Source organism: Pseudomonas sp. E102 (assembly GCF_052660185.1).
In genome coordinates, this window is sequence record NZ_CP084025.1 from 5,630,974 (window position 1) to 5,643,933 (window position 12,960).

A 12,960-nucleotide genomic window follows, 5' to 3' on the forward strand; every position below is an offset into this window, starting at 1 on the left:
TCAGACCTCGAGTGGCTTGGCGGCGCGATTCAGATCGGCCAGCGAGAGGTGACGGTCGAACAGCGGCGCCAGGCTCTGGTCGTGACTGACGAACAACAGGCTCGACCCGGCTTCGCGGCATTCGGCGAACAGCAGACGCAGGAAGTTTTCCCGGGCGTCGTAGTCCAGGGCTGAGGTCGGTTCGTCGGCGATCACCAGTTCCGGTTGGCCGATCAAGGCCCGAGCGGCGGCGACCCGTTGTTGTTGGCCGATGGACAGCGAGTCGGCCCGGCGCTCCAGCAGGTTCGTATCGTTCAGCCCCAGGTGGGCCAACAATGTGGCGGCGGCTTGATCGACACTCCCGTGGCGCTGGATGGCCCGTTGCGCGCGCAATTTCGAGAAATGGCAAGGCAGTTCGACGTTCTCGCGCACCGAGAGAAACGGCAGCAGGTTGAACTGCTGGAAGATGTAGCCGGTGTGGTCCACGCGAAAGCGGTCGCGGCTGCCCGCGCCCAATTCGGTGAGCTCCTGGCCAAGCAGGCGGATGCTGCCGCGATCCGGCGTTTGCACACCGCCCAACAGCCCCAGCAAGGTGGTCTTGCCGCTGCCGCTCGGCCCCTTGAGGAACAAGGTTTCGCCGGCATCCAGGCGAAACGCCGGGATGTCCAGCAGTGGCGGATGCCCGGGCCAGCTGAAGCCCAGGTCGGACAGTTCGATGAGTGCTTGGGTCATATCGCCGGTTTTTCAGGTTAACGGGAATTCCTGTGGGAGCGAGCCTGCTCGCGAATGCGGTGAGTCAGTCAACATCGGTTTGGATGTGCCGGCGCCTTCGCGAGCAGGCTCGCTCCCACATGGTTTTTGCGGTGAATCAGAATTTCAACGCTGGCGCCTTGGCCGTCACTTCCACGCCTTGCTGGCCGCTCGGGCTGATCAGTTGTACCTGAATTTTCTGCGTGGCCGGGAAGGTTTTGAACAGTGTCGCCAGATCCAGGTTCTTCAAGGCGCCAGGGGCCGTGCAAGTGAATTGATAGTCGGCATGGATCTCGCTGTGTTCGCCATGGTGCTCGTCGCCATCTGCCTCTTCGTCGTGGTCTTCGTGGTCCGGCTCATCACCGAACAACGGGCTTTCCAATTCCTGCTGGGCCACGGTGCACTTGGCTGCGGCCGGCAGGTTGAACAACGCCAGGGGTTTATCCAGCTGCGCCCGCACGGCGGCGACCTTGGCTTTGTCGGCATCGCTGCTGGCGGCGTGTTCGAAGCCCACCAGGTTCATCGCCGGGCTTTCCAATTCCAATTCCAGGGTCTGGCCATCCAGGGCCGCATTCAACCGGGCGACGCCGTGCTCATGGGCGCCCAGGCTGCCGTGCTCGTGTTCATGCTCATGATCGTGGTCATGCTCCACCGCCGCGTGAGCGACAGCCAATGGCAGCAGGGCGAATGGCAGGGCAAGAAGCAAACGACGCATGACGAATCTCCAGAAAGGTTATGTAATCTTATAACGATAGTGCGAGGAGTTTGACCATCTGCTTGGCGTCGCGCAAGGCCCATGGGAGCATGGGCAGATGAAATCTTCAGGAGCACGCTGATGTTGCGGATACGCGGGACGGTCGGTGATTGGCCGGTGGACTTGACGATAGAGATGGATGAAGGCGACTGGGCGCAGCTCGGCGCGCGGTTGCAAGTGGCCAAGTCCGAAGGCGCGGCGGCGCCCGCCAAGTCGACGAATCAGGATGACGCCCAGTGGCAGATCGCCCGGGAGTTGTTGCGCAAGGCCGGGCAACTGAGCGGCCCGGACTTGCTCGAACAGCTTGAGGGCCTGACCGGCAGCGCCTCGTCAGGCAAGCGCTTGCTGGTGCGCCTGCGCCACAGCGCCGAGGTCAAGGTGCTGAGCGGCGGGGATACGCCGCTCTACAGCTGGATCGGTCAGTAAAGCGCTGCGAACAGCTTGCGACGGTAGGTCGTCACCAGCGGGTGATCGTTGCCCAGCAGTTCGAACACTTGCAGCAACGTCTTATGGGGCAGGCCTTCGCTGTAGCTGCGATTGCGGATGAACAACTTGAGCAGCGCCTCGAGCGCTGGCTCGTACTGCTGGCGCGCCAGTTGCTGGATCGCCAGTTGATACACCGCCTCGTCGTCCTGAGGATCTTTCGCCAGCCGCGCCTTGAGGTCGGCGGCGTCCGGCAGATCCTTGGCCAGGCCGAGAAACTGGATCTGCGCCTTGGCGCCAGCCAGTGCGGCCTTGTGTTCATCGCTTTTCACGGCGTCGAGCACTGTTTGTGCCTCGCCCAGCTCGCCGCGCTCGGTCAGGCAACGTGCGTAAAGGATCAGCGCCTTGGCGTTGGTGTTGTCTTCGCCCAGCAACACGGTGAGCACGGCTTCGGCATCGGCGAAGCGGCCCTCATCGAACAGCGCCTGGGCCTGTTCGAAAGGGTCGGCTGCGGCTGGAGGCGGCATCTGCACATGGGGTTCGAGCATTGCCCGCACCGCCGATTCCGGTTGAGCCCCGGCGAAGCCGTCCACCGGCTGGCCGTCCTTGAACAGCACCACGGTCGGCAGGCTGCGAATGCCGAAGCGGGCGACGATGTCTTGCTCGACGTCGCAGTTGACCTTGGCCAGCAGCAGTTCGCCCCGATAGCTCTCGGCGATACCTTGCAACATGGGCATCAGTGCCTTGCAGGGCGCACACCACTCGGCCCAGAAATCCACCAGCACCGGTTTTTGAAAAGAGTTGGCGATCACCGACTGGTCGAAATCGGCCGTGGTGGCGTCGAAGATGTAAGACGTGTCCTGGGTCATGGGGAATCTCGTAGAACGCTTGAATGGGGCAACTATACGGCTTGGTGGGGGTGGCTGAAAGCGGGGGCTTGCGGCGCCTGATAGACCGCTATCGCGAGCAGGCTCGCTCCCACCGTGTTTTATGCTGCCTGCATTTTTCATGAACTGAACAAAGTTCTATGTGGGAGCGAGCCTGCTCGCGATGCTTTAAGACAGGCGCCGCGCGTGGTACAGGCTCACATGCCGAAACTCCTCCGGCTCAGCCAGGTCCGGCAAGGTCATGGCCTCGAGCATTTCGATGCGTCGGTACAGCGGATGCTGGAAGTCCCGCACCCGGGAATCCGCCACCAGTGCCTCGCGGCCACGGCTGAGGAACTGGTCCAGCAGCGGCAGGTTCGCCCGGTCGTAGAGCACGTCGGCGACGAGGATCAGATCGAAGCGATCAGCCTCGGCGAAAAAATCCGTCGAATAACCCAACGTCACGCCGTTAAGCACTGCATTGGCCTGGCACGCGGCAAGCGCCAGCGGATCCAGGTCGCAGGCCACCACTTCCAGCGCCCCGGCCTTGACCGCCGCAATGCCCGCCACGCCGGAGCCGGCACCGAAATCCAGCACTCGCTTGCCCTCGACCCATTGTGGCTGTTCGGCCAGATAGCGCGCCATCGCCAGGCCGCTGGCCCAGCAGAAGCTCCAATACGGCGGCTCGTGGAGGATGCGCCGGGTTTCTTCCGGGCTGAAGGCTCGGTCCATGTTGTCGCCGTCGATCAACCACAGCTTCAAGTCTGTGTCCGGCAGCGCACAGGCCACCAAACGTGCATCGCCAAGTAACTCGTCCAGCGCTTGTTGCAGGTCCTGCGGTGGCCTCATGGCGCTTTGACGAATTGCAGGACGCCCAGCGCCTGGGTGGTCGGTTGGCTGATGCGTTGCTCCGGCAGGTGCAGGATCAACTGGCCCGACTGGCTGGCCCGGCCGCGCAGTTCCACGCGGGCGCCAACGGGGAAGGCTTCGGGGTTGAAGCGCAGGCGGAAGGGCAGTGCCTGGTTGGTGCCGATCAGGCTGGAACTGGCGAGCAGTTGCTGCGGGCGATCCTTGTCATCGATCACCAGCAGCGCCAGTTCCACCTCGGCCCCTGCCGGCACGCCTTGCAAGGTACCGCTCAGTTCTCGCTGATGCGCCGGCAGCGGCCCAAGCTCGGTGGCTTGGCGGGCCTTTTCCTGAGCCTGTTTAGGCGCGGGCGCCGGGGCTGGCGCGGCGGGTTTCGGGGCGTCGCTGCTGCACGCCATCAGCAGGCTGAAGAGACTGAGCAGAACAATGGGTCGTAGCGGCATGGGTAGCTCCAGCAAGGTGAATTCGATGGATCTGGCGTTAAGCCCGTCTGTATACCGTAAACCCTATGGCTTGTCTTGCCAGTGGGATGCGCTACCATGGCCCTCCCTTTTTTTGTTGCCTGCCCACCATGCACTGTCCCTTCTGCGGTGCCAACGACACCAAAGTCATCGACTCGCGACTGGTCGCCGAGGGCGAACAGGTCCGCCGCCGCCGCGAATGCCTGGCCTGCGGCGAACGTTTTACGACGTTCGAGACCGCTGAACTGGTGTTGCCGCGCCTGATCAAGACCGACGGCAGTCGCCAGCCGTTCGATGAAGAAAAACTGCGCGCCGGCATGCAGCGCGCCCTGGAAAAACGCCCGGTAAGCGTCGAACGCCTGGAAGCCGCGCTGGTGCACATCAAGCACAAGCTGCGGGCGACCGGCGAGCGCGAGGTCAAATCCCTGGTGGTCGGCGAGCTGGTGATGGCCGAGCTGCAGAAGCTCGATGAAGTGGCCTACATCCGTTTCGCCTCGGTGTACCGGCGTTTCCAGGACCTCAATGAGTTCCGCGAGGAAATCGACCGCCTGGCCCGCGAGCCGGTGAAAGAATGACCAGCCCGGCGCAACAAGCCGTCCTCGACGCCCATTACATGGCCCGCGCCCTGGAATTGGCGCGACGCGGTCACTACACGACCCATCCCAACCCACGGGTGGGTTGCGTGATCGTGCGGGACGGCGAAGTCGTCGGCGAAGGCTGGCACATCCGCGCTGGCGAACCCCATGCCGAAGTCCATGCCCTGCGCGCCGCCGGTGAAAATGCCCGGGGCGCCACGGCCTACGTGACCCTCGAACCGTGCAGCCACCATGGGCGCACACCGCCCTGTGCCGATGCGTTGGTCACCGCCGGGGTGGCGCGGGTGGTGGCCGCGATGCAAGACCCGAACCCGGAAGTCGCCGGGCGCGGCCTGCAGCGGCTGGCCCAGGCCGGCATCGCCACAGAAAGCGGCGTGCTGGAAGGCGAAGCGCGCAAGCTCAATGAAGGTTTCCTCAAGCGCATGGAACATGGCCTGCCGTTCGTGCGGGTCAAGCTCGCCATGAGCCTTGATGGGCGCACCGCCATGGAGAGTGGCGAGAGCCAGTGGATCACCGGCCCCGCCGCGCGCTCGGCGGTACAACGCCTGCGGGCCCAGGCCAGCGTGGTGCTGACCGGCGCCGATACGGTGCTGGCGGACAATGCCCGGCTGACCGTGCGTGCCGACGAGCTCGGGCTGGACGCCGAGCAGACCGCGCTGACCATGAGCCGTCCGCCGCTGCGGGTGCTGGTGGACGGCCGCTTGCGAGTGCCGCTGGATGCGCCGTTTTTCAGGGCGGGCCCGGCGCTCGTCGCTACCTGCATGGCGGTGGAAGAACAGTACGCCAACGGCCCCGAATGCATGATCGTGGCGGGTGACGACGGTCAGGTCGATCTGCGCCGCCTGTTGGCGGAGTTGGCGGCCCGAGGCGTCAACGAAGTGTTGGTGGAAGCCGGCCCGCGCCTGGCGGGAGCCTTTGCCCGTCAGGGCCTGGTGGACGAGTTCCAGATTTTCATCGCCGGCAAGTTTCTGGGCTCCTCGGCGCGACCGCTGCTGGACTGGCCGCTGGCGCAGATGAAGGACGCCGCGCCGCTGAAAATCACCGAAATCCGCGCCGTGGGCGATGACTGGCGAGTCATCGCCGTTCCCGTTTCATCGGCCAGCGTATAATTCCCGGCTTTCGCTCAAGCGGCGGCCCGTTCTCGAGGAGGACTCCATGTTTACCGGCATCATCGAATCCATCGGCAGTATCCGCGCACTCACCCCCAAGGGCGGCGATGTGCGGGTGCATGTCGAAACCGGCAAGCTCGACCTGAGCGACGTCAAGTTGGGCGACAGCATCGCCGTTAACGGCGTCTGCCTGACTGCCGTCGAGCTGCCCGGCAATGGCTTCCTGGCTGACGTCAGCCGCGAAACCCTCGACTGTACCGCGATGAACGATCTCAAGAGTGGCAGCCCGGTCAACCTGGAAAAAGCCCTGACGCCGATCACGCGCCTCGGCGGGCACCTGGTCAGCGGCCACGTCGACGGTGTCGGCGAAGTGGTCTCGCGTACCGATAACGCCCGGGCCGTGGAGTTTCGTATCCGGGCCCCGAAAGAGCTGGCCAAGTACATCGCCCATAAAGGCTCGATCACCGTCGATGGCACCAGCCTGACGGTCAACGCGGTGGACGGCGCTGAGTTCATGCTGACGATCATCCCCCATACCCTGAGCGAAACCATCATGGCCTCGTACCGGCCTGGTCGTCGGGTCAACCTGGAGGTCGACCTGCTGGCCCGCTATCTGGAGCGTCTGCTGCTGGGCGACAAGGCCGCGGAGCCAGCAGCCGGCAATATCACTGAAAGCTTTCTGGCCGCTAACGGCTATCTCAAATCCTGACCCAAGGGGGTGCCGCGTGGCGCTCAATAGCATCGAAGAACTGGTTGAAGACATCCGCCAAGGCAAGATGGTCATCCTCATGGATGACGAAGACCGCGAGAACGAAGGCGACCTGATCATGGCCGCCGAATGCTGCAAGGCCGAACACATCAACTTCATGGCCAAGCACGCCCGCGGCCTGATCTGCATGCCGATGACCCGCGAACGCTGCGAGCTGCTGAAGCTGCCGCTGATGGCGCCGCGCAATGGCTCGGGCTTCGGCACCAAGTTCACCGTGTCCATCGAGGCCGCCGAGGGCGTGACCACCGGTATCTCCGCCGCTGACCGCGCGCGCACCGTACAAGCGGCCGCGGCCGCCGACGCCAAGGCCGAAGACATCGTCAGCCCCGGCCACATCTTCCCGTTGATGGCCCAGGCCGGCGGCACCCTGGCCCGCGCCGGCCATACCGAGGCGGCGTGCGACCTGGCGCGCATGGCCGGCTTCGAGCCCGCCGGCGTCATCTGCGAAGTGATGAACGACGACGGCACCATGTCCCGTCGCGCCGAGCTGGAAGCGTTCGCCGCCGAGCACAACATCAAGATCGGCACCATCGCCGACCTGATTCACTACCGAATGATCCACGAACGTACCGTTCAGCGGATTTCCGAGCAGCCGCTGGACAGCGAACTGGGCCAGTTCAACCTGGTGACCTACCGCGACTCGGTGGAAGGCGACGTGCACATGGCGCTGACCCTGGGCACTGTTTGTGCTGAAGAGCCGACCCTGGTCCGCGTGCATAACATGGACCCTCTGCGCGACCTGCTGATGGTCAAGCAACCGGGCCGCTGGAGCCTGCGCGCGGCCATGGCCGCCGTGGCCGAGGCGGGCAGCGGCGTGGTGCTGTTGCTCGGGCATCCACTCGATGGTGACGTGCTGTTGGCCCACATCCGTGAGACCACCGAGCAGCAACCGGTGAAAAAACCGACCACCTACAGCATTGTCGGTGCCGGTTCGCAGATCCTGCGCGACCTGGGCGTGCGCAAGATGCGTCTGATGAGCGCGCCGATGAAATTTAATGCGATATCCGGTTTCGACCTGGAAGTTGTAGAATACGTGCCCTCCGAATAATGGCCCGGGATTTCCCCCCCTGTATTCGTGGCTAATATCACTGAGGAGCGCGTATCGAACGTGCTCCGGCTCTTTAAGAGATCTGACGAATGACCCTGAAGACCATCGAAGGTACCTTCATCGCCCCCAAGGGCCGCTACGCGCTGGTAGTCGGCCGTTTCAACAGCTTTGTGGTTGAAAGCCTGGTCGACGGCGCGGTGGATGCGCTGGTTCGCCATGGCGTGAGCGAAGGCGACATCACCATCATCCGCGCGCCTGGCGCCTTCGAAATCCCGCTGGTTGCGCAGAAAGTCGCCCAAAAGGGCGAATTTGCGGCAATCATCGCCCTCGGTGCGGTCATTCGTGGCGGTACTCCGCACTTCGAATACGTGGCCGGCGAATGCACCAAGGGCCTGGCCCAGGTGTCCATGGAGTTCGGCGTGCCGGTCGCTTTCGGCGTGCTGACCGTTGATTCCATCGAGCAAGCCATCGAACGTTCCGGCACCAAGGCCGGTAACAAAGGTGCCGAAGCTGCCTTGTCCGCCCTGGAAATGGTCAGCCTGCTGGCGCAGTTGGAGGCCAAGTGATTAGCGACGAGAGCGATCGTTTCAACCCGCGCGATCCAAAGCCTGCGGACGCCGGCAAGCCTTCGAAAAGCGTCAAGCGCCGCGAAGCCCGTCAGCTCGCGACCCAGGCCCTGTATCAGTGGCACATGGCCAAGCAATCGCTGAACGAGATCGAAGCGCAGTTTCGCGTCGATAACGATTTCAGTGATGTCGATGGTGCGTACTTTCGCGAGATCCTGCACGGCGTCCCCGCCCACAAGACTGAAATCGACAACGCCCTGGCACCTTGCCTGGACCTGACCATCGATGAGCTGGACCCAGTCGAGCTCGCGGTGTTGCGCTTGTCCACCTGGGAGCTGATGCAGCGCGTCGACGTGCCGTACCGCGTGGTGATCAACGAAGGGATCGAGCTGGCGAAAGTCTTCGGTTCCACCGACGGCCACAAGTTCGTCAACGGTGTGCTCGACAAGCTCGCCCCGCGCCTGCGTGAAGCCGAAGTGAAGGCGTTCAAGCGCTGATTGGCGTTTGTGACGACTGACTATGGGTGAATTCGAGCTGATCCGTAACTACTTCGCCGCTGCGCCATGCGCGCAGGGCGGCGAGGGCGTTGCGCTGGGGATCGGCGACGACTGCGCCTTGCTGGCCGTCCCTCCCGGGGAACAGCTGGCGGTTTCCACCGACACGCTGGTCGCCGGTGTGCATTTCCCGGATCCTTGCGATCCGTTCCTGCTCGGCCAGCGCTCGCTGGCCGTGGCGGTCAGTGACTTGGCCGCCATGGGCGCGAGCCCTTTCGCCTTTACCCTTGCCCTGACCTTGCCGATGATTGCCGCTGATTGGCTGCAAGCCTATGCCCATGGTTTGAGTCAGATGGCCCGGGCATGCGGCGTGGCGTTGGTGGGCGGCGATACCACGCGGGGGCCCCTGAGCCTGACCCTGACCGTGTTCGGCCGCGTCCCGTCCAGCCAGGCCTTGACCCGCGGCGGCGCGCAGCCCGGCGATCTGCTGTGTGTCGGCGGTGAGCTGGGCAATGCCGCCGGCGCGTTGCCGCTGGTCCTCGGCCAGCGCAGCGCTGAGCCTGCAGTCGCCGAGCCATTGCTGGGCCATTACTGGGCGCCGCGACCGCAGATCGACCTCGGCCTGGCACTGCGGGGCAAGGCCAGCGCGGCGATGGACATTTCCGACGGCCTGCTGGCCGACTGTGGGCATATCGCGCTGGCGTCCGGCGTGGCGTTGACGGTTGAACGTGACCGGCTTCCGCTGTCCAATGCACTTCTGGCGTTGCTCGGCCCGTCAGGCGCGCAACACGCCGCCCTGAGTGGCGGGGACGACTATGTATTGCTGTTCACCCTGCCGTCGGTCCGATTGTCGGCACTTCTGGCCGAAGGCTGGCCGATCCATGTGGTCGGCAGTGTCACGCAGGGGCAGGGCGTCATGCTGGTTGACGACCTCGGGCGCGACATCACCCCGCAAACACGGGGCTATCAACATTTTGGGGAGACACCGTGACAGATCATCCCAACCAGGTACCGGCCGAATTCGTTCCGCCCTCGGTCTGGCGCAATCCCTGGCATTTCCTGGCGTTCGGCTTCGGTTCGGGTACCTTGCCCAAGGCGCCGGGCACCTGGGGCTCGCTGGTTGCGCTACCCTTTATACCGTTGTGGCAGATGTTGCCGGATTGGGGCTACTGGCTGATGCTGGGCATCACCATGCTGTTCGGCTTCTGGCTGTGCGGCAAAGTGGCGGATGACCTGCGGGTACACGACCACGAAGGCATCGTCTGGGACGAAATGGTCGGCATGTGGATCACCTTGTGGCTGGTGCCTGAAGGTTGGCAATGGCTGTTGGCCGGTTTCCTGGTGTTCCGCTTCTTCGATATCCTCAAGCCATGGCCGATCCGCTGGATCGACCGGAAGGTACACGGGGGTGTCGGCATCATGCTTGACGACGTGTTGGCCGGCGTTTTTGCCTGGCTTGCAATGCAAGGGTTGGTGTGGTGTTTCACCTGAGGGAACGAGGCATGGGCGTAAGCCGCGCACTTTTGCTGTTGCTGTGTATCGGAGCGTTGTTCGGCGTTCGGGTGGCCGAGTCGGCGCCGCTGCCCGGCAAGATTCGCGCCGCCAGTGAAGAGTGGGCCGATTACACACAGGCCGATGGGCAGGGCATGGGGTGGGAGCTTTTGCGCGCGGTATTCGAGCCCGAAGGCGTCAAGCTGGAAACCCGTAGCGTGCCCTACACGCGCTCGATCGGGTTGGTGCAGCGCGGCGAGGTCGATGTGCAGGTCGGCGCCTATCGGAATGAGTCCGCAGGAGTGCTTTACCCAAAGTGGCACTACGATGTTGATCATATCTATGCCCTCGGACTGGCCTCCAAGCCGTCCCCAACGTTAGCCACCATCGGCAACTATCGACTGGTGTGGATGCGCGGCTACGAGTACGACAACTACCTGCCCAACGTACGACGTTTCAACGAAATTCATCGCGCCGTGGGAATCCTGCCGATGCTGGCCCATGACCGTGCCGATTTTTATATCGATGCTTCCATGGAGATCGAGGAGGTGCTCGCCAAGGCCGACGATCCCCAGCAATTCAAAATGTCGCCGCTGATCAATCTACCGCTGTACCTGGGCTTCGCCGACAACGAAAACGGTCGCGTGCTGCGTGCGCTGTTCGACCGACGCATGGAAGTGTTAGTGAAGAGCGGTGAGCTGAAACCGATTTTCGAGCGTTGGAATCAACCCTATCCCTTCGACGAGCACGGCAAACCACCGAAGTTGTGATCAAACTTTTCGATGGTTATGCGTGATAATTCAGCCTAAGCGCCCATCGGATCGTGCTGTTACAATGCCCGCCTCTGCGAATCTCCAGTACTAGATCAGGAGCACACCGGTGCCTGTCGTTTTTGTTGCCGCTTCCAAGCTGCCAACGCCTTTTGCTCAATTCACCATGCATGGTTTTCTCGATGAAGCCACCGGTCGCGAGCACGTCGTGCTGAGCCTGGGTGATTTCGCCGACGGCGCTCCGGTACTCGGTCGCCTGCACTCCGAATGCCTGACGGGCGATGCGTTGTTCAGCCAGCGCTGTGATTGCGGCTCGCAGCTTGAAGCCGCGCTGCAAGCCATCGCCCGTGAGGGTCGCGGCGTGCTGCTGTATTTGCGCCAGGAAGGGCGCGGCATTGGCCTGTTGAACAAGATCCGTGCCTATGAATTGCAAGACGGCGGGGCCGACACCGTGGAAGCCAACGAGCGCCTCGGCTTCGCCGCCGATTTGCGCGATTACAGCATCTGCCTGCCGATGCTGGAACACCTGGGCGTCAAGGCCTTGCGGTTGATGACCAACAACCCGCGCAAGGTCAAGGCACTGACCGACATGGGCATCGCGGTGGCTGAACGCGTGCCGCTGCACACCGGCCACAACCCTCACAACAAGCTCTACCTGGCGACCAAAGCCAGCAAACTCGACCACATGATGGGCAACGAGCACCAGGGCGAGGTCGACCGGGCGTGACGCGCGGCCAGGTTCGGCGGCGGCTGGCCGTCAGTTGGTGGCAGTACCTGGCGCTGGCCTTGCTGCCATTATTTGTGATCAACACGGTATTTGGTCAGGGCGAGGCGATCCTGCCGGTGCTGGCGATGCCGCTGTTCATCGCGGGCGTGGCGTCGATGTTTGTCAGCCTGCGGTTTTTCGGCGGCTATAAAAATGCATTGATCGCCACGCAAAAATCCCTCGATACGCCTGAAGAACCCGAGGCCTGGATCACCCTGGCAGCCCGGCGTCGCGCAGCTTTCCTGGTGGCAGGCCTGCCGGCCTGGATTGGCGCGTTGGCGGTATTCGTCGGCCTCGAAGCGGTGCCGCTGATGCTGTTGGCGTTATCCACCGCCGTGCTGTTCTACCTGTATCGCATCCCGCGTCAGCTCGGTTGATGCGTCTCTGGCTGGCGGTCCTCCTGCTGGCCGCCAGCGCCTCGACGATGGCGGCTTCGCGCGTTGTCAGCCTGGCGCCCTCGCTTTCTGAAATAGTCGTTGAGTTGGACTCCGCTGACCTGCTGGTGGGTGTGTTGGACGGTGGTGAACGTCCGCCGGCCCTCAAAGAGCTGCCTTCCGTTGGGCGTTACGGCCAACTGGATATGGAACGCCTGCTCAGCCTCAAGCCTGATCTGCTCCTGCTTTGGCCAGGCAGCGTGGGCCCGGCCCAGCGCCAGCAGCTCAAGGCGTTGGGCATCCCGATCTACATCGCCGAGCCCCACGATCTCGATCAACTCATTACGCAAATTCAAGATATAGCCACCCAACTCGGCCGCCCGGAGCGGGGCGTGCAGCGAGCGGCGCAACTGCGCCAGCGCCTGGAGGCGCTACGCCAACGCTACCGACGGGAGAGGCCTGTGCCGGTGTTCTATCAGGTCTGGGACCGGCCGCTGTATACCGTCGGCGGTGGGCAGATCATCAGTGACGCCTTGGCGATATGCGGCGCGCGCAATGTGTTTGCCGACCTGAGCGTACCGGCGCCGCAAGTGAGTGTGGAATCGGTACTCCAGCGCCAGCCGCAGATGATCCTCGCCACGGATCAGGCACAGCTCGATGCCTGGAAAGCCTGGCCGGTGGCGCAGGGGCGACTTTTGCTGGTGGATGACAAAGGGCTGGAGCGGCCCAGTGGGCAGATGATCGAGGCGACAGCGCGGCTGTGCGGGTTGATTGCGCCCGACCGGTAGACCGCGGTGCCTTCAATCGCGAGCAAGCTCGCTCCCACAAGGATTCGTAGCGCCGCTGATTTTGGATTCACATCGAATCAAATTGTGGG

General features: G+C 63.4%; 18 protein-coding genes. 13 read left to right on the forward strand and 5 right to left on the reverse strand.

All coding sequences use genetic code 11. From position 1 onward, the window contains the following. The gene (locus DOCECA_RS25475) at positions 1-711 is read right to left on the reverse strand and encodes an ABC transporter ATP-binding protein (protein ID WP_434562066.1); all 711 of its coding nucleotides are present in this window, start codon (positions 709-711) and stop codon (positions 1-3) included. 136 nt (positions 712-847) lie between these two features. After that, positions 848-1,444, reverse strand: a complete 597-nt coding sequence (locus tag DOCECA_RS25480) for a DUF2796 domain-containing protein (RefSeq protein WP_445571254.1) — start codon at positions 1,442-1,444, stop codon at positions 848-850. Between the two features lie 120 nt (positions 1,445-1,564). Here DOCECA_RS25480 and DOCECA_RS25485 point away from each other — a divergent pair, with 120 nt between their 5' ends. After that, a complete protein-coding gene (locus DOCECA_RS25485) occupies positions 1,565-1,909 on the forward strand; it encodes a hypothetical protein (protein ID WP_445571255.1) in 345 nt (114 codons plus the stop codon). Here DOCECA_RS25485 and trxA read toward each other — a convergent pair. The 3 genes from trxA to DOCECA_RS25500 form a co-directional block, all read right to left on the reverse strand. Continuing rightward, the gene (trxA, locus tag DOCECA_RS25490) at positions 1,903-2,775 is read right to left on the reverse strand and encodes a thioredoxin (RefSeq protein WP_434609276.1); all 873 of its coding nucleotides are present in this window, start codon (positions 2,773-2,775) and stop codon (positions 1,903-1,905) included. The two genes, DOCECA_RS25485 and trxA, sit on opposite strands and share 7 nt — an antisense overlap. A gap of 186 nt (positions 2,776-2,961) precedes the next feature. Continuing rightward, positions 2,962-3,621 (reverse strand): class I SAM-dependent methyltransferase, encoded by a 660-nt coding sequence (locus tag DOCECA_RS25495; RefSeq protein ID WP_420767549.1) that lies wholly within the window; start codon positions 3,619-3,621, stop codon positions 2,962-2,964. Next, complete coding sequence (locus tag DOCECA_RS25500; RefSeq protein ID WP_434675446.1) at positions 3,618-4,082, reverse strand: YbaY family lipoprotein; 465 nt, start codon at positions 4,080-4,082, stop codon at positions 3,618-3,620. The genes DOCECA_RS25495 and DOCECA_RS25500 overlap by 4 nt, the downstream gene beginning before the upstream one ends. Before the next feature lie 128 nt (positions 4,083-4,210). Here DOCECA_RS25500 and nrdR point away from each other — a divergent pair, with 128 nt between their 5' ends. The 12 genes from nrdR (at position 4,211) to DOCECA_RS25560 (ending at position 12,871) form a co-directional block, all read left to right on the forward strand. Beyond that, complete coding sequence (gene nrdR, locus DOCECA_RS25505) at positions 4,211-4,675, forward strand: transcriptional regulator NrdR (RefSeq protein ID WP_013694316.1); 465 nt, start codon at positions 4,211-4,213, stop codon at positions 4,673-4,675. Beyond that, positions 4,672-5,805 (forward strand): bifunctional diaminohydroxyphosphoribosylaminopyrimidine deaminase/5-amino-6-(5-phosphoribosylamino)uracil reductase RibD, encoded by a 1,134-nt coding sequence (gene ribD / locus DOCECA_RS25510; protein WP_445571256.1) that lies wholly within the window; start codon positions 4,672-4,674, stop codon positions 5,803-5,805. Before nrdR ends, ribD begins: the two co-directional genes overlap by 4 nt. 46 nt (positions 5,806-5,851) lie before the next feature. After that, positions 5,852-6,514: a riboflavin synthase gene (locus tag DOCECA_RS25515; protein ID WP_445571257.1), complete on the forward strand. Its 663-nt coding sequence runs from the start codon at positions 5,852-5,854 to the stop codon at positions 6,512-6,514. A gap of 16 nt (positions 6,515-6,530) precedes the next feature. Continuing rightward, positions 6,531-7,622 carry a bifunctional 3,4-dihydroxy-2-butanone-4-phosphate synthase/GTP cyclohydrolase II gene (ribBA, locus tag DOCECA_RS25520; RefSeq protein ID WP_420767553.1) on the forward strand — a complete coding sequence of 364 codons (1,092 nt, stop codon included), beginning with the start codon at positions 6,531-6,533 and terminating at the stop codon, positions 7,620-7,622. Between the two features lie 89 nt (positions 7,623-7,711). Beyond that, entirely contained in the window at positions 7,712-8,188 is a 477-nt protein-coding gene (gene ribH, locus DOCECA_RS25525) for a 6,7-dimethyl-8-ribityllumazine synthase (RefSeq protein ID WP_039594266.1), read from the forward strand. Next, a complete protein-coding gene (nusB, locus tag DOCECA_RS25530; protein ID WP_039594265.1) occupies positions 8,185-8,685 on the forward strand; it encodes a transcription antitermination factor NusB in 501 nt (166 codons plus the stop codon). Before ribH ends, nusB begins: the two co-directional genes overlap by 4 nt. A 22-nt stretch (positions 8,686-8,707) precedes the next feature. Continuing rightward, positions 8,708-9,673: a thiamine-phosphate kinase gene (gene thiL / locus DOCECA_RS25535; RefSeq protein WP_445571258.1), complete on the forward strand. Its 966-nt coding sequence runs from the start codon at positions 8,708-8,710 to the stop codon at positions 9,671-9,673. Further along, entirely contained in the window at positions 9,670-10,173 is a 504-nt protein-coding gene (locus DOCECA_RS25540; protein ID WP_420767555.1) for a phosphatidylglycerophosphatase A family protein, read from the forward strand. The genes thiL and DOCECA_RS25540 overlap by 4 nt, the downstream gene beginning before the upstream one ends. Positions 10,174-10,184: 11 nt before the next feature. Beyond that, positions 10,185-10,943: a substrate-binding periplasmic protein gene (locus tag DOCECA_RS25545; RefSeq protein WP_420767556.1), complete on the forward strand. Its 759-nt coding sequence runs from the start codon at positions 10,185-10,187 to the stop codon at positions 10,941-10,943. Positions 10,944-11,052: 109 nt separating this feature from the next. Beyond that, positions 11,053-11,670 carry a GTP cyclohydrolase II gene (gene ribA / locus DOCECA_RS25550; RefSeq protein ID WP_420767557.1) on the forward strand — a complete coding sequence of 206 codons (618 nt, stop codon included), beginning with the start codon at positions 11,053-11,055 and terminating at the stop codon, positions 11,668-11,670. Beyond that, a complete protein-coding gene (locus DOCECA_RS25555; RefSeq protein ID WP_420767558.1) occupies positions 11,667-12,086 on the forward strand; it encodes an MFS transporter in 420 nt (139 codons plus the stop codon). The genes ribA and DOCECA_RS25555 overlap by 4 nt, the downstream gene beginning before the upstream one ends. Next, positions 12,086-12,871: a cobalamin-binding protein gene (locus DOCECA_RS25560; RefSeq protein WP_434562080.1), complete on the forward strand. Its 786-nt coding sequence runs from the start codon at positions 12,086-12,088 to the stop codon at positions 12,869-12,871. The genes DOCECA_RS25555 and DOCECA_RS25560 overlap by 1 nt, the downstream gene beginning before the upstream one ends. Positions 12,872-12,960 lie beyond the last annotated feature (89 nt).